This is a genomic window from Streptomyces sp. NBC_00190, assembly GCF_036203305.1.
Taxonomy (GTDB): domain Bacteria; phylum Actinomycetota; class Actinomycetes; order Streptomycetales; family Streptomycetaceae; genus Streptomyces.
Window position 1 is genome coordinate 7,527,900 of sequence record NZ_CP108131.1, and the last position, 20,726, is coordinate 7,548,625.

Sequence of the window (20,726 nt, forward strand, 5' to 3'; positions counted from 1 at the left end):
TCACAGCAGCGGAGCCAGCGCCTCCGTGGCCGCGCGCAGCATCGGCGCGTACGACTCGACCTCTTCCGGGGAGACCAGGAAGGTGACGGTGGTGACGCTGACCCCGCCGATCGGCCGGCCGTCCGGTCCGAGGACCGCGGAGCCGACGCAGCGGATGGTGGGCTCGTTCTCCTCGTCGTCCAGCGCGAAGCCCCGGGCGCGGACGGCCGCCAGCTGCGCGTCCAACGCCTGTGCGGTGGTGACCGACTTCGGCGTCCGGGGCGGCAGTCCGGTGGCGGCGATCAGCTCCCGCACCTCCTCGGCGGGAAGGTGCGCCAGGATGCTCTTGCCGATGGCGGTCGTGTGCAGCGGCATGCGCATGCCGACGCGGGAGGCCGTCCGGAAGGGCTGCTCGCTCTCCAGTTTGCGGATGTAGGTGATGGTCTCGCCGCTGTGCAGGGCCAGATGGACCGTCTGTCCGCCGACCGCCTGCCGCAGTTCGTCGAGGATGCGCCCGATGCTCGCCGGCTCCCCGCCGCTGACCAGCGCGGACAGCCCGCGGAGCCGTGGCCCCACCCCGTACCGGCGCTCGCCCTCCTGGCGTACGAAACCCAGGTCGACCAGTGACGCGAGGATCCGGAACGTACTGGACTTGGGGACGGCAGCGGCCGCCGTCACCTCGGCGAGCCGGTGCGGCCCGCCGGGCGCCGCCACCGCCTCCAGGATGCGCAGGGACTTCTCCAGCGCGGATCCGGCGGCGGAGGTGCGGCCTCCGCGCCCGCCCTCCGAGGCTTCCGCCGCTCCTTCCGCCGCGCCCTCTCCGGAGGCTTCTTCCGTTGACACGAGAACTCCCGCTCTGTGTAGGGTCTAGACCACACGGTTCCGGTACACGATACTGCGTTCCACTACGTGGAACACATGGGAGGGTCCCTTGTCCTGTCCCCTGTCCTGCCACCCGTACGCGGCGATATCCGCCCAGCGCCTGCTGCCGGTGCTGCGCGACGCCGACGCCGACGAGGCCGTCCGCCGCACCACCGCCCTGCTCGCCGCCGGCTGCCGCGCGGTCGAGCTGACCACCTCCACCCCCGGCTGGGCCGAAGCCGTCACCCGGACCGCCCCGCTCGCGGACGCGTACGGCCGCCCCGCCCTCATCGGCGTCGGCACGGTGACCACCACCGCGCAGGCCGAGACCGCCCTGGACGCGGGCGCCGGCTTCCTGATCTCCCCCCATCCGGCCCCCGAGGTCCGCGAGGTCGCCGGGCGCCGCGAAGCCGTCTTCATCGAGGGCGCCTTCACCCCCGGCGAGATCGCCGCGGCCGTCCGGGCCGGCGGCGCCGCCAAGGTGTTCCCGGCACACGTCGGGGGCCCGCGGTTCATCCGCTCGCTCAAGGCCGTCCTCCCGGAGGGCCTGATCATCCCGACCGGCGGGATCCAGCCCGGCGAGGTCCCCGACTGGCTCGCCGCCGGCGCGGCCGCCGTCGGCATCGGCGGCGGCCTCCCGGCCGACCCGGCCGAACTGGCCGCCGTATTCGCCGAACTGGCCCGCCCGTGCTGCGGGTCCCGCACCGGCTCCCCCGCGCGGGACCCGCGGTGACCGGAGGGTACGACGTCCTCGTGCTCGGCGAGGTGCTCGTCGAGATCCATGCCGCGGCCGCCCTCCGCGACGCTGTCGACGGCACCACGGCCCGCATCTCCTACTCCGGCGACGCCCTGAACGCGGCGGCCGCCGCCGCGGCGGCGGGAGCCCGGACGGCCCTGCTCGCCGTGGTCGGCGAGGACGAGCTCAGCATCCCGCTGCTGCGCCGCGCCGCCGAACTCGGCGTGGACGTCTCCCACGTACGCCGCGCCCCGCGCCCCAACGGCGCCTACCTGCTCTCCGCCGACACCGAAGGCGACCGGGAGTTCGTCTACTGGCGCACACAGAGCGCCGGCTCCACCCTCTCGCCCGCGCACGTCGAGTCCTGGCGCGACCTGCTGACCGCCTCCGCGGCGCTCATCACCAGCGGCGTCACCGGCGCCCTGTCACCGGCCGGCCACGATGCGGTGCTGGCCGCCGCGCACCTCGTGCACGGGGCCGGCGGGCACCTCTCGTACGACCCCAACTTCCGCCCCCGGCTGACCGGCCGGGAGCGGGCCCGGGAACTGCTGGCCGCCGTCGCCCCGTTGACCGGACTGCTCAAGACCTCCTGTCCGGCCGACGCGCTCGCCCTCGTGGACACCGGCGACCCGCGCACCGCCGCCGCCCGCTACCGCGCGCTCGGCGCCCGTACGGTCGTGGTCACCGCGGGCGCGGGCCGGCTGCTGCTGGACGACGGTACGGGAGCCCGGTACGAGGCCGTGCCCGTGAATCCGGCTCCGGTCGACGCGACCGGGGCCGGGGACTGCCTCACCGGCACCACCACTGCCCGGCTCGCCCTCGGCGACAGCCTCGCGGACGCCGTGGCCTACGGAACGGCGGCGGCCTCCCTGTCCGTCTCCGGCCGCGGGGGCACCGGGTGCGTCCCCGCTTTCACGCGGACGGCGGCGCTGGCGGCCGCACACCGCAGGATCACAGGGAGCCCAGCAGCGCGATCTCCTCGGCGGTGAAACGCACGGACGCCGCGGCGATGTTCTCGACGAGGTGGTCCGGGTTCCCCGTACCCGGGATGGCCAGGACGTGCGGACCGCGGTTCAGCGTCCACGCCAGGCGCAGCTGGGCCGCCGACACCCCGTGGGCCTCGGCCACGGCCCGTACCTCGGGGCCGTCCTCGGCGGTCACGCCCGCCTCCTTGCCCGCGCCCGCGATCGCGAAGAACGGTACGAAGGCGACGCCCTGTTCCCCGCACGCCTCCAGGAAGGCGTGGTCCTCCGCCGGGGACCCGATCCCGTACGGGTTCTGCACGCAGACCACGGGAGCGATGGCCTGCGCCTCGGCGAGGTGGTCGGGCCGCGCGTTGGAGATGCCCAGGTGCCGGATCAGACCGGCCGTGCGGAGCTCGGCGAGCGCCCCGAAGTGCTCGGCGACCGACCCGGTCGTCTCGCGGCGGGGGACGCGCAGATTGACCACGTCCAGGTGGTCCCGGCCCAGCTGGCGCAGGTTCTCCTCCACCTGGCCGCGCAGTTGGCCGGGCTCGGCCCACCACCACTGCCCGGCCGCGTCGCGGCCCGGCCCGACCTTGGTCGTGATGACGAGGCCGTCGGCGTACGGGGCGAGCGCCCGGTTGATCAGTTCGTTGGCGGAGCGCAGCGGGGAGAAGTAGAAGGCGGCGGTGTCGATGTGGTTCACGCCGAGCTCGACGGCGCGGCGCAGCACGCCGGTCACCCGCTCACGGTCGCTGGGGGAGCCGTCGGCGAGGTGGGTCAGCCGCATCGCGCCGAAGCCGATCCGATTGACGGTGAGGTCGCCGAGCTGCCAGGTGCCCGCGCCGGCCGCGGTGATCGTCTCTGAGGTCATCCGCCGACCGTACCGGGCTCGGCGACCCAGCCCGCGGCGAGGACCAGCCGCGATGTCCGGTGGACGGCGAGGAAGCCGAAGGGCCGGTCGAAGCGGACCTCGGCCCGGCGGGCCCGGTACTTCGCGCGGGGTGCCGCGCCACCGAACCCCGCCCTGACGGCGGTGACGGCGGCGGCCTCGAAGCCCGCCGCGTGGAAGCGGGCCAGCACGGACTGCCGGGCCGCGCCGATCGCCAGGGGCACCGGACTGATGCCGGGGAAGTGCCCGTGGTCCGCATCGGCGGCGGTCTCCAGCCCGAACAGCGGGGCGTGTTCGAGCAGATCGTGTTCGGCGTGCAGGGAGAACGCCACCGTGTCGACGCGCAGCTGGGGCTGCGGAGCGTACGAGTCCACCGTGCGGACCGTCAGGCCGGGACCCGGATCTCCCTCGGGCAGTGAACTGCCGGTCACCGGCGGGGCGGTGCCGGTGACGGCCGCGATGCCGGTTTCCAGTACCTGGTCGGCCGGGGCCGCCGGTTCACCGAGGAGCAGGTGCACGTCCACGTCGTCGGTGCCGGCCACTTCGAGGACGGTCACGGCGCCGGCCGTGCCCCGGGCCACGCGGACGTCGTCGAGCGAAGGGGTGGTGCGCGACAGCCATGGGACGTTGCGGCCCGCCCAAGGGCCTTGACCGGCCTGGCCGTTCAGCTCCCGGAAGGGGTGCTCCCACCGCAGCCGCAGTGCGAGCGCCGAGGCCAGGATCAGCTTTGCCTCCTCGTCGCCCTCGGGCAGGGCGACCGGCATGCGGTCGATCAGGCCGTCCGTCCGGTCGCGGGCCCACCGGTCCAGGGCCTCGCGGTCGGTGTCCTCGTCTCCCGTCAGGCGGCCCCGGGTGCCTGCCGGGAGCTTGGCCGACCAGTCCTCCTTGAGCGGGAGCTCGTCCTTGGTCCACAGCCCCGTGGCCGCCTGGAGGCCCCGTACGCCTCCCAGCCCGGCCAGCAGTTCCCGGGCGGCCTCGGCCGCGGCCTGGGCGGGTATGCCCAGGGCCTCCGCCAGTTCGGCGCGGGCCGGGCCGGCCGAGCCGTCCGCGAGCAGGGCGAGGAGCGGCCAGACCCCGGCCGCGGTGAACACCGTGCCCGCGTCCTTGACCGGGGCCTGAGCGGCCCAGCGCTTCGCGAGGCGGTTGACCGCCCGTACCGTCGAATTGTCCATGACGGGCGAGCCTACGTGGAGGGCGCCGCCGGGCCGGGTCGAATTTCCGCGGCCCGGCGGCGCCGGTCGGTGGGGCGGGCCGGCAGGCCGGCGGGTCGGGCGGGCGGCCGGTCAGCGGCCGCGCAGGCCGCGGTCGACGGCCGTCATCAGCTCGCCGTCGGCGGTGTCCGCGTCCAGTGACCAGAACATCGCGAGTTGATGTGCGTGAGCTTGCCGGCCGAGCCGTTCGCCTCAAGGTCCTGGACCTGGAAGTCCCGTCCGTAGACGCCCCATTGGGTGAAGTAGCCGACCTTCCGGTACGAACGGCCGTGGCCGCCCGCCGCGTCGGCTCCGGTGTCCGCGTCGGCGGCGGCAGCGGGCGCGAAGGCGGTCAGCAGGGAGAGGGAGCAGGCGGCGACGGCCAGCCTGCCGAGCATGCTGCGGCGCATGGGCTTCCTTTACGGATGCGGGAGCGGGGCGTGAGCGCGTGCGCGGTGCATGCCGGAAACTATTGGTCTGGACCAGGGTGGGTCAAGGGGGCGGCCCGGGCTCGCGGCGTCGACCACCGGAACCGGGGTCACGTCGAGCCGCCGGCGGGGCCGAGGAATTTCCACCCGGTTGATCGAAGAATTTGGTGGATCTTCGGCCCGAGCCGTGTCATCGTAGATCTCGCCGAAGGGGTGTAGCTCAGCTGGTCAGAGCGCCGGTCTCCAAAACCGAAGGCCGCAGGTTCGAATCCTGCCGCCCCTGCCACGCAGTACGGCTTTTCGATCGCCCGGACGGGAGCTCCTCTCCCCTCCGGGCGTTGCTGTATCCGGAGGCAGGTCTCCGGGGCCGGTCAGCCCGGACCGGGCTTCCCCCAGGACGGGTTGACGAGGCCGGGCAGGTCGAGGAGCGAGTCGACGGAGTAGTCGGCGACCTGCTGGACGGTCTCGTCGTCCGCCCACCAGTGGCCCCAAGGGCCGCGGCGCAGGTGCGCGGTGAGCAGGCCGGCCTCGGCGGCGGGGAAGATGTCGTTCTGCGGGTGGTCGCCGACGTACAGCGTCTGATGCGCGGGTGCGCCGGAGACGCCGGTGACCTGGTGGAAGAAGTCGAGGCTGGGCTTGGCGACGCCCCACTCGCCGGAGGTGACGATCAGGTCGGCAGGCAGGTCGAGGGCGCGCAGGAGATCCCCCATCCTGCGGGACTGGTTGCCCGCGATGACGACGCGGACCCCGGCCGCCCGCAGGGCGGTGAGTGCGGGGCGGACGTCGTGGTACAGGTCGGTCTCGTCGAGTTGCTCGCCGCGGCCGGCTGCCTCGCGGGCCCGGTATTCGGCGCCGACGTCTATGCCGGGTTTCAGGAGGCGAAGGGCGTCGGCGTTGTCGCGGCCGTCTACGACCACGGCGTCGACCAGGGCGGACATCGTGTGGCGGGGGACGTCGAGCCAGTCGGCCCAGGTGGCCCAGTAGCGGTCGTCCTTGGTGAGGGTCTCCCCGACGTCGAGCACGACAGTGCGAATCATGCGGGCAAGCCTACGGCGCGGTGGCCGCTGCCCGGTTACGGCTACCCGCCCCCGTGGCCGACTGGCCACGGGGGCGGGTAGCCGTCGCGAGGCCCACCGGCCCCGGAGGTGGTGGGACCGCTCGGGGACGGTCGGACGGTCTACGCGGCGCCGTCCTCCTGGTACCCGTACGGGCGCGTGATGATCTCCATCCCGTGCCCGGCCGGGTCCGTGAAGTAGACGCCGCGGCCCCCGTCATTGTGGTTGATCTCGCCCGGGTGCCTGCCGTGCGGGTCGGCGAAGTATGCGACCCCCGCCGCCCGGATCTTCCCGAAGGCCACGTCGAACTCCTCCTCGGAGAGGAGGAACGCGTAGTGCTGCACGGTGATGGACCCGGCCGGGACGGTCGCGAAGTCCAGGGTGACGCCGTTGGCCGTCTCCACGGGAATGAAAGGACCCCACTCGGTCCCGACCACGAGGCCGAGGACGTGCGCCAGGAATTCGGCGGACTCCCGGTTGTCACGGGAGTGGATGATCGTGTGGTTTAGTGCGACTGACATGAGTGAATGCCTCCGAAAGGCATGTCGCGGTCACCTCCATGCCTCACCCAGCCGGTGACCGACACGCGATGCCGCGTTCACGATCCTAGCCTCACCGCGTGCAGGGTATTGCTTTGCGTCCCAAGTTCCACATATCCGCCGTCGGTTCGGGGGGTGGTTGGTCACGCCGGGGCACGTCTACTGGCTGATCTCGCTGATGCAGCCGGCGAACCCGAGGAGCTCCGCTACCGGCTCCTGCACGTCGCCGCCCGGATCACCCGGGGCGGCCGTCGCCTCCGCCTTCGGATAGCGGCGACCTGGCCCTGGCGGCATGAACTCGCGGCCGCGTTCTACTGCCTGGCCGCACGGGCCCGCCCTGCCGGCTGACTCGCCGTCCCCGCCTGCCCTGACTCAAAGACCTCGGAGAACCCGACCACGCGTCGGGGCCTCGCCATGCCCACCGGCCGACGGTCCGGTCCTTCGGCCGCGCGTCACCTGGAGATGCGGGCTTCGATGCCGTCGAGCAGGAAGTCGAGGCCGATCCGGAAGGTGTGGTCGGCGTCCAGGTGGGCGGCATCGCGCACCACCGTGGCCAGTGCGTTGAATCGGCCAGTGGCGAAGGTTCGTTCCAGATAGGGCCCGAGGGAGGCCTGCCAACGCTTCTCGTCCATCCCGGTGGCCCGCTCGGCACGCCGCTCGGCGATCTCCCGACGCACGGCGCCGATCACGTACGCGTTGACTGCGGCGACCACCGGCATGACGGCGTCCACGTCGATGTCGCCCAGTGCGGCCACCACGGTCTCCCCACTGGCCAGGGCGTGCGGCCCGAGCTGGGGTCGGCCGCCCAGTAGATCGGCGAGCCATTCGTGCTCGTGTGCGGCGTGCCGAGTGGTTTCGGCGAGAGACCGGAGCACCTCCCGCCAGCCGTCTCCGACCGGCCGGATCTCGGCGTGGGCGGCGTCGACCATCAGGTCGAGCAACTCCTCCTTGCTGGCGATGTAGCCGTACAGCCGCATCGGGCGGACGTCCAGCTCGGTGGCGACCTTGCGCAGCGACACCGCATCCAGGCCGTCCGCGTCGGCCAGTTGGATCGCCGCTCGCACGATCCGTTCCCGGCTCAACGGGGCCGGCACGGGTCGATTCGGTGGCTCCGGCCTCTCCCACACCAACATGCCCCTAACAATACACCGCCTCGGTCGATACAGTGTATCGACCAGTACGGCGTATCGAAGGAGAGGCAGCCATGACCATCGCCATCGTCGGAGCCGGCTTGGGTGGCTTGGCCCTTGCCCGTGTGCTGCACGTGAACGGCATCGACGCCGTCGTGTACGAACGTGAATCGTCACGCGGTGCGCGCGGTCAGGGCGGCATGCTCGACATCCACTCCGGCCAGCGGGCGCTGCGCGAGGCCGGCCTGATCGACCAGTTCCACGCGATCGCCCGTGGTGAAGGCCAGGACATGCGCCTTCTCGAGCCGGATGGCACCCTGCTGCTCCAGGAGGACACGCCCGACGACGCCCCGCTTGACCGGCCCGAGGTCGACCGCGCAGATCTGCGCGACCTGCTGCTGGATTCCCTCCCCGAAGACGTGGTGCGCTGGGGGCGCGCGTTCACATCCGCCGACAACGGCCTGGTGCACTTCGCCGACGGCAGCAGTGCGACGTATGACCTGCTGGTCGGCGCGGACGGCGCGCAGTCCCGGGTCCGCGCGCTGCTCACCGACGCCCGCCCGGCGCATATCGGCCAGAACGTCGTCGAGGTCGGCATTCCCGACATCGACCGCACGCACCCCGACCTCGCGGCGATGGTCGGGCGCGGCACCTACTGGGTGCTCGGCAACGGACTGTCCCTGGCGGCGCAGCGCAACGGCGACGGCCGCGTTCGCATCGGCCTCAGCTTCTACAACACCGCCGAGGACTGGTTCGCCACCAGCGGGATCCCGTTCGACGACCCGGCCGCCGCCCGGGCGCGCCTGATCGACCTGCTCCCCGGCTGGGACTCACGGTTCACCGCGCTGATCGCGGCCTGCGACGACACGGTCGTGCCGCGGTCGATCGCCACTCTCCCGGTCGGCCTCACCTGGCCGTCGACGCCAGGCGTCACACTGCTCGGCGATGCCGCGCACCTGATGCCGCCGGTGGGAGAGGGCGCCAACATGGCGCTGCTCGACGGCGCCCTGCTCGCTCTCGCGCTGGCCGCGCGCCCGGACGACTTTCCCGCCGCCGTCAAAGAATACGAACGCGAGATGTTCGAACGCACCAGCGCTGCCGCCCGGATGTCCGCGGACATGCAGGAATTGCTGACGTCGCCGGACGCCGCGCAGAAAATGCTCGCATTCTTCCAACCTGGCTGAAGGTGACCCAATACGACCAGGAAACCGGTCGTCCAGCCAGCGCAATCATGGCCTCCGCCTCATGAACCTCACGAACCCCCGTACACCGCCTTGACGTTGTCCTGCGCCGGGTGCGTCCGGCCGGCCGGGCCCGCCGCGAACACCCGTAGCAGGTTCTCCGTCACCCGGGTCGTCAGCGCACCGCAGCGCGCGTCCAGGCCGTGGTTCGAGCCGCTGCGCCCGTCGCCCGTCGCGTCCAGGGCCTCCACCCACCGCATCGTGCCCGTCGCGAAGACCCCCGCACCGCTCTGCACCGTGTAGTACGCCGTGTCCTGATGGCTGGGCCGGCCCTCGCACACCACGGGGGAGTGGGCCAGGATCTCGATCGGCCGGGGCGTCGGGAACGCGGTGTTCACCTTGTCGTACTCCACCCCCACCAGGTGCTCGAAGCGGTCGCCCGCCTTGGCACCGGTGCCCTCGAAGAGCCAGTGGCCCGGGTTCGTCACCACGTACGGGGCGTCCACCGGGTAGCCGTCGTAGATGACGCCGAGCAGCGAGCTCTCCGGGTCCGTACCGGGTGCCGAGCGGAAGTCCACCGTCGCCGGGTGGCCCCGTTTGAATCCGGGGTCCTGGTCGTAGGAGGACTTGTAACAGACCAGCGTGCGGTCCGGGCCCAGTTCCGAGGCCTCCAGCCGGATCCGGCGGAAGCAGCAGTTCGCGCCCAGGACGGCGATGTTCGTGCCGGCGTCGCGGGCTGCAGTGATGTGGGCCCGCTGTTCGGGCGACCAGTACTCGTCGTGCCCGAGCGAGAGCACCGCCGCGGCCCCCTCCAGCAGCCGCTTCTCCCGGGCCACGTCGGTGGTCGTCGTGTAGGCCAGGGGTATGCCGAGCCGCTCGGCGAGCGCGATCAGCGAGGCCTCGTACACCAGGAACAGACCCGCGCCGTCGTCGTAGTCGTACGGCCGGTCGAAGGTCACGGCGAGGGAGCGCGAGGCGTAGCCGCCGCTGGGTCCGTCATAGCTGCCGTAGCCGCCCCACCGGTTGTAGGCCTGCCAGGTCGCCACCGCGTTGACCACGACGGTACGGCCCGCCGTCGCCGCCGACCGGACGGTGAGCGGTACGAAGCGCTGGCCCTCGCCGCCCTGCGCGTCGAGCCGCAGCAGGTAGCAGCCCTCGGGCCAGTCCTTGGTGTCGACCGTCGTGGTACGGGCCCACCGGGTGCGGACCGTCCGCGTCCCGGAGTCCACCGTGTGCTCGGGCTGCCGCACGCCGGGCAGGGCCTCCGACCGCCACACCAGCCGGGCCCGGGCTCCGCCGTACCAGCCCATCCGGTAGGCGGAGACGGTGAACCGGGGCGCGGTGGTGGACACGTGCAGCCCGAAGGACTCGCCGGGCAGGACGCTGACCCGGTCCGCGAAGCCTTCGATGGCCCGGGCCGCTCCGGCCTTGGTCACCGGCCAGTCGGCGTGTCCGGGGCGGGCGTTCTCGGCCGTGACGTCGAAGGCTCCGGGCCCCGCCGCCGACGGCTTTCCCGACGGCGGCCGGGTCCCGGCGGACGGGTTCCCGCCCTGCCCGTCGGCGCCGCCGCCGTCGCCGCTCGCGCAGCCGGCCACGGCCCCGAGCCCGGCCGCCGTCGCCGCACCGGTCGCGATCGCGAGGAACCGCCGCCTGCCTGCGCCCTCGCCATCCCGGGCTATGTGCTCCTGATCCATGGAGGGCACGTTATGTCACCCTTCGGCCATGGCCCCCACCGGCCCGTGACCTATGCTGGCCCACCTGCCCGGACCGGCATCAACTGACCCTGGAGGCAAGTGACATGAGGTACGACGGCGCACACGGTCTGGGCACGGTCCGGCAGCTGTGGCAGCTGCTGGAACCCGTCCACGCCCTCGTCTACTTCGCGCCCGAGAGCTACGAGGAGGCCGCGGGCCTCGGCTACGCCACGGACGAGCGGTGGCCCATGTACTTCGCCTTCAGGGCCGCCCCGCTCGGCCCGGCCGACGCGGAGCTCGTGAACGCCCTCTTCTACAGCTTCAACCCGGGCATGGTGCGGCGCTACGTCGCCCGCTCCTGGCAGCCCGCCCCGCCGGCCCGGGTCCTCGCGGCCCGCGCCGCCGCCACCGACCGCGCCCTGCGCTCGCTGCTGGGCGAACGCACCGCCTCCCCGGACCTGGCCGAGGCGGCGCGCCTGGCCCGCCGCGCCGCCGAGGCCGCCGACACCGCAGGACGCCCGCTGGCCGCCGCCAACGCGGCGCTGCCCTGGCCCGGGACACCGCACGCCGTGCTCTGGCACGCCGCCACGATCTTGCGCGAGCACCGCGGCGACGGCCACATCGCCGCCCTTCAGGCCCACCACCTCGACCCGGTCGAGTCCCTGGTCCTGCACTCCGGCGCCGGAGCCGCTCCCGCCGAGGCGTTCGCGAACCGCGAGTGGTCCACGAGCGAGTGGAGCGCCGCCCGCGACCGCCTCGCCGCAGGAGGCCTGCTGACCGAGGACGGTACGGCCACCGCGGCGGGGCTGGCGCTGCGCACCGCCGTGGAGAAGCTCACCGACGAACTCGCCGCCGCCCCGTGGTCCGCGCTGACCCCGCAGGAAGTGGCGCGGCTCGCCGAACTGCTCCTTCCGCCGGTTCTCGACATCGTCGGCTCCGGACTCCTCCCGGCCCAGGGCACCCTGGGCATCGGGATGAAGTACGACTACGAGGGCTGAACCGACCCCCCACTCGACGACGGTGCGCGCCTCCAGCGCCCCGACGCCGGCCGGAAGGAGCAGCCCGTGAAGTGCGCCCGGCCCTTCTAGACTGACCCGACGGCCGGTCAGGCATCGCACCAACGCGGAGGCTGGAAACGCATGCGCTATCTCTCCCTGGGCAGTTCGGGTCTTCAGGTCTCCGCCGTCGGGCTCGGCTGCAACAACTTCGGCGGCCGGCTCGACGCCCAGGCGACCCGCGCCGTCGTCGACGCCGCCCTCGACGCGGGCATCACCCTCCTCGACACCGCCGACATCTACGGCGGCCTCGGCGGCTCCGAGAGCCACCTCGGGCAGGCCCTCAAGGGCCGCCGGGACCAGGTCGTCCTCGCCACCAAGTTCGGCTTCGCCGGCATGGACATGAAGTACGGGCCCGCAGCCGGCGCCCGCAGCAGCCGCGCCTACATCCGCCGGGCCGTCGAGGAGTCCCTGCGCCGCCTCGGCACCGACCACATCGACCTCTACCAGCTGCACAGCCCCGACCCGGCCACCCCCATCGCCGAAACCCTGGCCGCCCTCACCGAACTCGTCGCCGAGGGCAAGGTCCGCTACATCGGCCACTCCAACCTCACCGGCTGGCAGCTCGCCGAAGCCGCCCACGTCGCCCGCGAGACGGGCTCGGTTCCCTTCGTCTCCGCGCAGAACCAGTGGTCGCTGCTGGAGCGGTCGGCCGAGCGCGAGCTCGTCCCGGCGGCCCTGCACTACGGCGTCGGCGTGCTCCCGTACTTCCCGCTGGCCAACGGCCTCCTGACCGGCAAGATCCGCCGCGGCGCGGCCGTCCCCGCCGGCTCCCGCCTCGAAGGCCGCGACGCTTACCTCACCGAGGAACGGCTCGACGTCGTCGAAGCGCTGGCCGCCCTCGCCGAGAAGTACGGCCGTACCGTCCTCGAACTCGCCATCGGCTGGCTCTCGGCCCAGCCCGGCTGCGCATCCGTCATCGCGGGGGCCACCTCGGCCGAACAGGTACGCGCCAACGCGGCCGTCGCCGACCGACCGCTCGACGCCGGGCTGCTCGCCGCGATCGACGCCATCCCGGGGGCGCGGAAGCCGGAATGACGCCTCAGACGGGCGCCCCCGTCAGGACGCAGGCGGGCGCTTCCGGCCGCGGCTCCGGGGCCGCGGCCGGTCGGCCGGTGGGCCGCGGGCCGCCGTGCGGACTCAGGACACGATGTCCTTGCGGGAGAACCCCCGGAAGGCGAGGGCGAACAGCACCAGCGCGTACGACACCGACACCGCCGCCCCCTTGACCATCCCGCCCCACTCCAGCTGCGGCTGCAAGGCGTCCGCCCAAGCGAACTGCCAGTGCGCCGGGAGGAACTCGCGCCACGACCCGAGCGCGGTGACCGCGTCCAGCACGTTCCCGACGATCGTCAGCCCGACCGCGCCGCCCACCGCGCCCAGCGGCGCGTCCGTCCGCGTGGACAGCCAGAACGCGAGCCCCGCCGTCACCAGCTGCGACACGAAGACGAAGGCGACCGCCAGCGCGAGCCGCGGCACCGTGTCCCCGGCGGGCAGCGCGCCGCCCGCCGGGAGCTTCAGCGGCCCCCACCCGTACGCGGCCGTGCCCGCAGCCAGCGCGACCACCGGCAGCAGCACCATCGCCGCCAGGCTGAAGCCGAGCGCCACCACCAGCTTGCTCCACAGCAGCCGCGCCCGCGGCACCGGCGACGCCAGCAGATAGCGCAGCGAGGACCAGCTCGCCTCGGAGGCCACCGTGTCCCCGCAGAACAGCGCGACCGGCACCACCAGCAGGAAGCCCGCCGACACGAACAGGCAGGTCGCGGCGAAGTTCGCGCCCGAGGCCGTCGCCGTGTCGATGAGGGTGATCCGGCCGTCTCCGCCGCTGCGGCTGCCGGGCCCGCCGCCCACCGCGAACGCGATGATCAGGATGAAGGGGAGCGCGGCCAGCACCCCGCCCATCACCAGCGTCCGCCGCCGGCGCCACTGCCGCAGCGCCTCCACGCGCAGCGGCAGCGTACGGTTCGCCCGGTAGCCCGGGGCCACCTCCTGGACGGTCCCTGCCTCTACCGTGCTCATGCCGAACCTCCGATCAGGGTGAGGAACGCGTCCTCGAGCCGGCGGTGCGGCCCGACTCCCGCCACCGGCACCTCCAGCCGTACGAGTTCGGCGATCAGCCCTGCGGCCGTCGCGCCTTCGAGCCGTACGAGGAGCCCGTCCTCGGCGGACACCACGGAACCCACTCCCTCCAGCGCCGCCACCTTCTCGACGGCCGTCTCGTCCACCGGCTCCGCCAGCGTCACCAGCAGGGTGTCCCCGCCGCCGGTGATCTCCGCGACCTCGCCCGCCTGCACCAGTCTGCCGCGGTCCATGACCACCAGGTGCGTACAGGTCTGCTCCACCTCCGACAGCAGGTGGCTGGAGACGATGACCGTCCGTCCGCCCGCCGCGTAGCGGATCATCACGTCCCGCATCTCCCGGATCTGCGGCGGGTCCAGACCGTTCGTCGGCTCGTCGAGGATCAGCAGGTCGGGCATGCCGAGCATGGCCTGCGCGATCGCCAGGCGCTGCCGCATGCCCTGCGAGTAGGTGCGCACCGCGCGCTCCAGCGCGTCGCCGAGCCCAGCGATCTCCAGGGCCTCCGCCATGTGCGAGTCCCCGGCCGGACGGCCGGTGGCCTGCCAGTACAGCTCCAGGTTCGCCCGGCCCGTCAGGTGCGGCAGGAATCCGGCGCCTTCCACGAAGGCCCCGACCCGCGACAGCACCGGCGCCCCGGCCCGTACCGCGTGCCCGAACACCCGGATCTCCCCGGCGTCCGGCGAGATCAGCCCCATCAGCATCCGCAAGGTGGTCGTCTTGCCGGCGCCGTTGGGCCCGAGGAGCCCCAGCACCTGCCCCTTCTCCACCCGGAACGACAGGTCCCGTACCGCGTACCGGTCCTCCGCCTTCGCGTACCGCTTCGTCAGTCCGGTGATCTCCAGCGGTACGTCGGCCAGCGCGGGCTCCGGCTGCGGTACGCCGCCCCGCGCCCCTGCCGGCCCCCGCCCGGTCCGCCGGATCCCCAGCAGCGCCGCGGCCAGCGCCGCCGCGCCCAGCGGCAGCCACCACGTCCAGGCGGGCAGCCCGGCCGAGGCGGTCCGCACGTCCGCGGCCACGGGGACGGCCAGCGGACCCTCGGCCGAGACCGTGTAGGTGGCGGGCGCGGCCGGGGTCGCGTAGCCGAGATCGGTCGCCGCGACCACGAGCCGCAGCCGGTGCCCGGCCTCCACGGCGTGGTCGATCGCGGGCAGCCGGAGCTCGACGGACCTGCCCTGCTGCGCGTCCTCCACCCGCACCGGGGCGACCAGCTGACTCGGCAGCACCTGCTGGCGACCGTCGGGCCCGACGTCGTACACCTTGCCGAAGAGCACGGCCGAACCGTCCTGCGCCGTCGACCTCACCTTCAGGGTGACGGTCGGAGTCCCGGTGATCCGTACGTCCTCGGTCAGCGGCTCCGACTCGAAGCGGGCGCTCTGCCCCGGGAAGTCCAGCGAGAACCCGGCTCCGAAGGCGGCGAGCTGCCCGCCGATGCCGGGCAGCGAGGACAGCGCGGGGGGCGCCCCGCCCGCCGGATTGGCGAAGCCCTGCTCGCGCCCGGTCAGCGCGAACCGCTCCGGGCCGGAGGTGAGTCCGGGGTACCGCTCGCCGCTCGCGCCGCGCAGCTGTACCCGCCCGTCGGTGGAGTCGATGCCGCCGGAGCGCGAGACGCGGAACGCCGGGCCGGTGTCCGTGTTCTCGCCGGCCCCGCCCCCCTTGAGGTAGCGGTCGAACCAGGCGGCGACCCGGGCCTCGGTCCGGTCCGCCTCGCGCATGCCGCCGTCGTGCCCGCCGGCCGCCCAGTCCACGGAGACGGGCGCGCCGTTCGCCGCGATGGCCTTGGCCATGGCGTCGGCTTGGTCCAGCGGGAAGAGGGAGTCGTCCTGGCCCTGCACGATGAGGGTCGGCACCTTGATGCGGGCACCGACGGCCGACGGACTGCGCTGCTCCAGCAGCGCGCGGGCCTCGGGGTCGGGCTTCCCCGCCACCGCGACCCGCTCGTACATGGAGCAGAGTTCGGGCTGGAACCGCCCGCAGCCGGGGGCGGACCGCGCATCGGGCGCCTGCGGCCCCGGCTGGGCGGGCTGCATGCCGCCGACGGAGCCGGTGGTGAAGAAGATGCCCGCCCACAGCTTCTTGAAGACGCCGTTCGGGAAGAGGGAGTCCGCCAGATTCCAGTAGGTGATCTGCGGGGCGATCGCGTCCACCCGCCGGTCGTACCCGGCCGCGAGCAGGGAGACCGCACCGCCGTACGAGGCGCCGGACACGCCGACGCGCGGATCGCCGTCCGCGTCGAGCTGCACCTCGGGCCGGGTGGCGAGCCAGTCGATGAGCCGGGAGACGTCCTTGACCTCGTACTCCGGGTCGTTCAGCCCGATCCGGCCCCCGGAGCGGCCGAAGCCGCGCGCCGACCAGGTCAGGACGGCGTACCCGTCGCGGGCCAGCCGCTCGGCCTGCGCGCGCACATCGTCCTTGCTGCCGCCGAAACCGTGCCCCAGCAGCACGGCGGGACGTTTCTTCCCCTCGCCGTCCCCGCCGCCGGCCGTGAAGTACGAGGTGTCGATCGCGGCGTCGGGCATGTCCAGCACGGCGTCCTGGCGGTGCACGGCCGGAGCGTCACCGGCGGCCGAGGCCGCGGCCGTCCACGTGCCGGCTCCCGCGACGACGGCGAGCGCGGCCGCGCCGGCGAGCAGGCGGTCCCGGCGTCGCCTGGGCAGTCGGAGCTTCATACGGGAACCCTAAACGCCAGGTGCCCCCCGGCCCGAGCGCCCACAGGGGGATGTCCCCACCTTCCGGGGGAGTACACGGACCGCCCCCCTGTACCGCACCCGCGGTATGCGGCCACCCGGCTCCCGACCTGCGGGGCGCTCCGCCCGGCGGGAGGATGGCCGCATGCTGCTGGCCGAGGTCGCGCGCGTGTCCCAGGAGGTCGCCGACACCTCCGCCCGGTCGCGGAAGACCGCCCTGCTCGCGGAGCTCTTCGCCGCCGCACCCCCGCAGGAGGCCGCGCTGGTGATCTCGTACCTGGCCGGGCGCCTCCCACAGGGCCGCCCCGGCATCGGCTGGCGCGCCCTCGCGCAGGAGGTGGAACCGGCGCCGGAGCCCGGCCTGACCGTCCGGGCCGTGGACGAGGCGGTCACGGAGCTGGCCGCCGTCGCCGGCCCGGGATCGCAGGCCCGGCGCCGCCGGATCCTGGACGGCCTGCTCGGCGCGGCCACCGAGGCCGAGCAGCGGTTCCTGCGCAGCCTGCTCTCCGGCGAGGTACGCCAGGGCGCACTCGACGCGGTGGCCCTGGAGGGCGTGGCCGCGGCCGCCGGAGTTCCGGCCGAGGACCTGCGCCGCGCCGTGATGCTCGACGGGTCGCTGCCGCGCGTGGCCGCCGCCGTCCTCGCCGACGGGCCGCAGGCGCTGCGGGACGTCACCCTGCGCGTCGGGCAACCCGTACAGCCCATGCTGGCGGCCACCGCCAAGACGGTCGCGGAGGCCCTCGCCGCGCTCGGGCCCTGCGCGGTGGAGGAGAAGCTCGACGGGATCCGGGTCCAGGTCCACCGCGAGAGGGACGAGGTACGGGTGTACACGCGCTCCCTGGACGAGATCACCGACCGGCTGCCGGAGGTGGCCGCGCTGGCCCGGTCGCTGCCGGGGGAACGGTTCGTCCTCGACGGAGAGGTCATCGGCCGGGCCGCGGACGGCCGTCCGGTGCCTTTCCAGGAGATCGCGAGCCGGGTCGGCTCGCGCGTCGACGTGGAGGCCGCCCGGCGGACGCTCCCGGTGGTCCCCTTCTTCTTCGACGTCCTGGTCGCCGGGGACGACGTGCTGCTCGACCTCCCGGTCCGCGAGCGGTACGAGATTTTCGCCGCGCTCGTGCCCGAGAGTGCCCGGGTCCGCCGCCTCGTGGTCGAGGACGCGTCGGCGCAGGCCGCCGAGGCGGAGGAGTTCTGGGCCGAGACCCTGCGCCGCGGCCACGAGGGTGTGATGGTCAAGGGTCTCGGCTCCGCCTACGCGGCGGGCAGGCGCGGCAGGAACTGGCTCAAGGTGAAGCCGGTGCACACCCTGGACCTGGTCGTCCTCGCCGCCGAGTGGGGCCACGGACGGCGCACCGGGCTGCTGTCCAACCTGCACCTCGGCGCGCGGGCCGCCGACGGGACGTACGCCATGCTCGGCAAGACCTTCAAGGGGCTCACCGACGAGATGCTGCGCTGGCAGACCGGGGCGCTGGGCGCGCTGGCGACCTCGGACGACGGCTTCACCGTCCGGGTGCGCCCGGAACTGGTCGTGGAGGTCGCCTACGACGGTCTGCAGCGTTCCCCGCGCTACCCGGCCGGGGTGGCGCTGCGCTTCGCGCGGGTGCTCCGGCACCGCCCGGACAAGCGCGCGGACCAGGCCGACACGGTGGACACGGTGCTCGAACAGGGCAGGGTCCGGTGAATTTGCCTCAGAGGCAAGACGCATTGCCGGAAAGGCAAATCTCTGGCTCAATCGGGGCATGACATCCGGTCCTGCCCCCGGTCCCGAAGACCGGACCGACCCCGCAACCGGCCCCGAAGCGGTGGCCGACCCCGCCGAGCCCGCCGACGAGCTGCCCGCCGTGGCCCCGCAACTGCGTGACCTGCGCCGCCGCGCCGGACTCACCCTGGAAGCCGCCGCGGCGAGGGCCCGGCTCTCGCCCGCGCACCTGTCCCGGCTGGAGACGGGACGGCGTCAGCCCTCGCTGCCGCTGCTGCTCGCGCTCGCCCGCACCTACGGTACGACCGTCTCCGAGCTGCTCGGCGAGACCCCGGCCGTCGCCGATCCCATCGTACGGGCCGGCGGTCCGGGTGCCCGGGAGGCCGACGGGTGGACGTACTGGCAGGCCGGAGGCTCCGGGCGCGGGATGCAGGCCTTGCGCGTGCACGTCCCTCAGGGCCGCAGCCAGGGCGAGCTGGTCCGCGTACATCCCGGCGAGGAGTGGTTGTACGTCCTCGCCGGGAGGCTGCGGCTGCACCTGGGGGAGGCCGAGTACCTGCTGGAACCGGGGGACAGCGCGCACTTCGACTCGCTCACCCCGCACCGGATCGGCGCGGCCTCCGCGGGCGGAGCCGACCTGCTGTTCGTCCACACCCTGCTGCAGAGCAGCCTCGCCGGGCTGTGCCTCGGCGGAGCCACCACGTCCACGCACCCCCGATAGCCCCCCTGCGCCACAGACAGCCGAGGAGTCCCAGCCATGTCCCAAGGAGAGAACCCCGTCACCATGCGGGCGCGCATCGAATCGAAGTTCCCGCGCGGTCTGCTGATCCGGCTGATCGCCTACTTGTTCGTCGGCCACCTCTTCGCCTTCTTCGTCTACCTGCTCTTCGTCCTGGGCGGCCAGAACCAGTAACGCTCTGGGCCGCACGGCTCTGGAAAGGTGCAGGTCCTGTAGCTACCCTCCGCGCATGATTTCCACGGTTGTCTGGGGTACCGGCAACGTCGGCCGTTTGGCCATCCGCGCCGTCGAGGCCCATCCCGAGCTGAAGCTCGCCGCAGTCATCGTCCACGATCCAGCCAAGGTCGGCCGCGACGCGGGCGAACTCGGCGGACTCGGCCACCCGTTGGGGGTCGAGGCCACCGACGACATCGAAGCCGTCCTGGCCGGACGCCCGCAGGCCGTCGTGTACGCGGCCTCCGGGGACGTCCGTCCCGACGACGCCCTCGCCGACATCACCCGGGCGATCCGGTCCGGCGCGGTGGTCGTCAGCCCCGCGCTGTACCCGCTCTACGACCACCGCAGCGCACCGCCGGAGTTCCGCGATCCGGTGCTGGCCGCCATCGCGGAGGGCGGCGGCTCGCTGTTCGCCTCCGGAGTCGACCCCGGCTGGGGCAACGACGTACTCCCGCTGCTGCTCAGCGGACTGGGCGCCACCATCGACGTGATCCGCTGCCAGGAGATCTTCGACTACTCCACCTACGACCAGCCGGACTCCGTCCGTCAACTCGTCGGCATGGGCCAGCCCATGGAGCACGAGCCGATGATGCTCATGCCCTCGATCCCGACCATGGTGTGGGGCGGCCAGATACGCATGATGGCCCGGGCCCTCGGGGTCGAACTGGACGAGATCCGCGAGACGTCGGAGCGCCGCGCGCTCGACACCACCGTGACCACCAGGACGATGGGCGCCTTCGAGGCCGGCACCCAGGGGGCGATCCGTTTCGAGGTGCAGGGCATCGTCGAGGGCGAGCCCCGCATCGTCATCGAGCACGTCACCCGCATCCACGCCGCGTGCGCTCCGGACTGGCCGTCGCCGCCGAACGGCGGCGACGGCGCCCACCGCGTCGTCATCGAAGGCCGTCCCCGCATCGAGGTCACCATCGAGGCCACCGACGAGGGCGAGAACCGCTCGGCCGGCGGCAACGCCACCGCCGTCGGGCGCCTGGTGAGCGCCATCGACTGGCTCACCGAGGCCAAGCCCGGACTCTACGACGCCCTCGACATCCCGCTGCGCCCCGCCGTCGGCAAACTCGGAAGGAAACAGTCATGAGGATCGACATCCCCGAAGGCCAGCACCCGATCGAGTACGTGTGGGGCGACATGGTCCCGGGCATCGGCATGGCCGCCGCCAACTTCTCCCTCTCGGTGTACGCCCACACCACTCTGGGCCTGCGCGAGTTCGAGGCCGCCCGGCTGCGCGTCGCGCAGATCAACGGGTGCGTCTTCTGCCTGGACTGGCGTACCGAACGGGAGGGGGAGAAGGTCGAGGAGGAGTTCCCCGACGCGGTCACCGAGTGGCGCACGACGAAGGCCTTCGACGACCGCACCCGGCTGGCGGCGGAGTACGCCGAGAGGTACACGCTCGACCACCACGGACTCGACGACGAGTTCTGGGACCGGATGACCGCGCACTACAGCCAGCTGGAGATCGTGGAGCTGACGATGAGCATCGGGTCCTGGCTGGCCTTCGGCCGGCTCAACCACGTGCTCGGCCTCGACAGCGTCTGCATGCTGCCGGGTCACTGACATGGATCCGGGGCCGCTCGGTGGATCCGGTCGGC

19 protein-coding genes, 1 tRNA gene and 2 pseudogenes are annotated in these 20,726 nt (G+C 73.3%); 12 read left to right on the forward strand and 10 right to left on the reverse strand.

Annotated features, from left to right (window positions below; genetic code table 11):
• The gene (locus OG429_RS34855; RefSeq protein WP_328929247.1) at positions 1–822 is read right to left on the reverse strand and encodes an IclR family transcriptional regulator; all 822 of its coding nucleotides are present in this window, start codon (positions 820–822) and stop codon (positions 1–3) included.
• A gap of 88 nt (positions 823–910) precedes the next feature.
• On the opposite strand from OG429_RS34855, the gene OG429_RS34860 reads away from it, so the two are divergent.
• Complete coding sequence (locus OG429_RS34860) at positions 911–1,573, forward strand: bifunctional 4-hydroxy-2-oxoglutarate aldolase/2-dehydro-3-deoxy-phosphogluconate aldolase (RefSeq protein ID WP_328929248.1); 663 nt, start codon at positions 911–913, stop codon at positions 1,571–1,573.
• Positions 1,570–2,565, forward strand: a complete 996-nt coding sequence (locus OG429_RS34865) for a PfkB family carbohydrate kinase (RefSeq protein ID WP_328929249.1) — start codon at positions 1,570–1,572, stop codon at positions 2,563–2,565. Before OG429_RS34860 ends, OG429_RS34865 begins: the two co-directional genes overlap by 4 nt.
• On the opposite strand, the gene OG429_RS34870 is transcribed toward OG429_RS34865, so the two are convergent.
• The 3 genes and pseudogenes from OG429_RS34870 to OG429_RS34880 all read right to left on the reverse strand — a co-directional run.
• Entirely contained in the window at positions 2,528–3,412 is an 885-nt protein-coding gene (locus tag OG429_RS34870) for an aldo/keto reductase (RefSeq protein ID WP_328929250.1), read from the reverse strand. The genes OG429_RS34865 and OG429_RS34870 overlap by 38 nt on opposite strands.
• Positions 3,409–4,602, reverse strand: a complete 1,194-nt coding sequence (locus tag OG429_RS34875) for a serpin family protein (RefSeq protein WP_328929251.1) — start codon at positions 4,600–4,602, stop codon at positions 3,409–3,411. Before OG429_RS34875 ends, OG429_RS34870 begins: the two co-directional genes overlap by 4 nt.
• Before the next feature lie 194 nt (positions 4,603–4,796).
• Positions 4,797–5,030 (reverse strand): annotated as a pseudogene (locus tag OG429_RS34880) (glycosyl hydrolase); the annotation flags it as partial.
• 227 nt (positions 5,031–5,257) lie between these two features.
• Between OG429_RS34880 and OG429_RS34885 the strand changes: the two are divergent.
• Positions 5,258–5,334: transfer RNA gene (locus OG429_RS34885), tRNA-Trp, on the forward strand.
• Between the two features lie 85 nt (positions 5,335–5,419).
• Here the strand turns inward: OG429_RS34885 and OG429_RS34890 are convergent.
• Both OG429_RS34890 and OG429_RS34895 read right to left on the reverse strand, forming a co-directional pair.
• A complete protein-coding gene (locus OG429_RS34890) occupies positions 5,420–6,085 on the reverse strand; it encodes an HAD family hydrolase (protein WP_328929252.1) in 666 nt (221 codons plus the stop codon).
• A gap of 140 nt (positions 6,086–6,225) precedes the next feature.
• A complete protein-coding gene (locus tag OG429_RS34895) occupies positions 6,226–6,624 on the reverse strand; it encodes a VOC family protein (RefSeq protein ID WP_328929253.1) in 399 nt (132 codons plus the stop codon).
• 198 nt (positions 6,625–6,822) lie between these two features.
• Here OG429_RS34895 and OG429_RS34900 point away from each other — a divergent pair.
• Positions 6,823–6,990, forward strand: a pseudogene (locus OG429_RS34900) (IS1380 family transposase); the annotation flags it as partial.
• 104 nt (positions 6,991–7,094) lie between these two features.
• Here the strand turns inward: OG429_RS34900 and OG429_RS34905 are convergent.
• Entirely contained in the window at positions 7,095–7,775 is a 681-nt protein-coding gene (locus OG429_RS34905; RefSeq protein ID WP_328929254.1) for a TetR/AcrR family transcriptional regulator, read from the reverse strand.
• 71 nt (positions 7,776–7,846) lie between these two features.
• Between OG429_RS34905 and OG429_RS34910 the strand changes: the two genes are divergently transcribed.
• Positions 7,847–8,956 carry an FAD-dependent oxidoreductase gene (locus OG429_RS34910; RefSeq protein WP_328929255.1) on the forward strand — a complete coding sequence of 370 codons (1,110 nt, stop codon included), beginning with the start codon at positions 7,847–7,849 and terminating at the stop codon, positions 8,954–8,956.
• Between the two features lie 68 nt (positions 8,957–9,024).
• On the opposite strand, the gene OG429_RS34915 is transcribed toward OG429_RS34910, so the two are convergent.
• Complete coding sequence (locus OG429_RS34915; protein ID WP_328929256.1) at positions 9,025–10,647, reverse strand: N,N-dimethylformamidase beta subunit family domain-containing protein; 1,623 nt, start codon at positions 10,645–10,647, stop codon at positions 9,025–9,027.
• Between the two features lie 104 nt (positions 10,648–10,751).
• Here OG429_RS34915 and OG429_RS34920 point away from each other — a divergent pair, with 104 nt between their 5' ends.
• Complete coding sequence (locus OG429_RS34920; protein WP_328929257.1) at positions 10,752–11,645, forward strand: SCO6745 family protein; 894 nt, start codon at positions 10,752–10,754, stop codon at positions 11,643–11,645.
• A gap of 141 nt (positions 11,646–11,786) precedes the next feature.
• The gene (locus OG429_RS34925) at positions 11,787–12,740 is read left to right on the forward strand and encodes an aldo/keto reductase (RefSeq protein WP_328929258.1); all 954 of its coding nucleotides are present in this window, start codon (positions 11,787–11,789) and stop codon (positions 12,738–12,740) included.
• A gap of 102 nt (positions 12,741–12,842) precedes the next feature.
• On the opposite strand, the gene OG429_RS34930 is transcribed toward OG429_RS34925, so the two are convergent.
• Together OG429_RS34930 and OG429_RS34935 are read right to left on the reverse strand one after the other, a co-directional pair.
• The gene (locus OG429_RS34930) at positions 12,843–13,721 is read right to left on the reverse strand and encodes an ABC transporter permease (RefSeq protein WP_328929259.1); all 879 of its coding nucleotides are present in this window, start codon (positions 13,719–13,721) and stop codon (positions 12,843–12,845) included.
• A complete protein-coding gene (locus OG429_RS34935) occupies positions 13,718–16,447 on the reverse strand; it encodes an alpha/beta fold hydrolase (RefSeq protein WP_328929260.1) in 2,730 nt (909 codons plus the stop codon). Before OG429_RS34935 ends, OG429_RS34930 begins: the two co-directional genes overlap by 4 nt.
• Positions 16,448–16,610: 163 nt before the next feature.
• Here OG429_RS34935 and OG429_RS34940 point away from each other — a divergent pair, with 163 nt between their 5' ends.
• The 5 genes from OG429_RS34940 to OG429_RS34960 are packed head-to-tail and all read left to right on the forward strand — an operon-like array spanning position 16,611 to position 20,691.
• On the forward strand, positions 16,611–18,146 hold the full coding sequence (locus OG429_RS34940) for an ATP-dependent DNA ligase (protein ID WP_328929261.1): 1,536 nt from the start codon (positions 16,611–16,613) through the stop codon (positions 18,144–18,146).
• 58 nt (positions 18,147–18,204) lie between these two features.
• Positions 18,205–18,885, forward strand: a complete 681-nt coding sequence (locus OG429_RS34945) for a helix-turn-helix domain-containing protein (protein WP_328929262.1) — start codon at positions 18,205–18,207, stop codon at positions 18,883–18,885.
• 36 nt (positions 18,886–18,921) lie between these two features.
• Positions 18,922–19,077, forward strand: a complete 156-nt coding sequence (locus tag OG429_RS34950; protein ID WP_328929263.1) for a DUF6126 family protein — start codon at positions 18,922–18,924, stop codon at positions 19,075–19,077.
• A 55-nt stretch (positions 19,078–19,132) separates the two neighbouring features.
• Complete coding sequence (locus OG429_RS34955; RefSeq protein WP_328929264.1) at positions 19,133–20,215, forward strand: NAD(P)H-dependent amine dehydrogenase family protein; 1,083 nt, start codon at positions 19,133–19,135, stop codon at positions 20,213–20,215.
• Positions 20,212–20,691, forward strand: a complete 480-nt coding sequence (locus tag OG429_RS34960) for a carboxymuconolactone decarboxylase family protein (protein WP_328929265.1) — start codon at positions 20,212–20,214, stop codon at positions 20,689–20,691. Before OG429_RS34955 ends, OG429_RS34960 begins: the two co-directional genes overlap by 4 nt.
• Positions 20,692–20,726 lie beyond the last annotated feature (35 nt).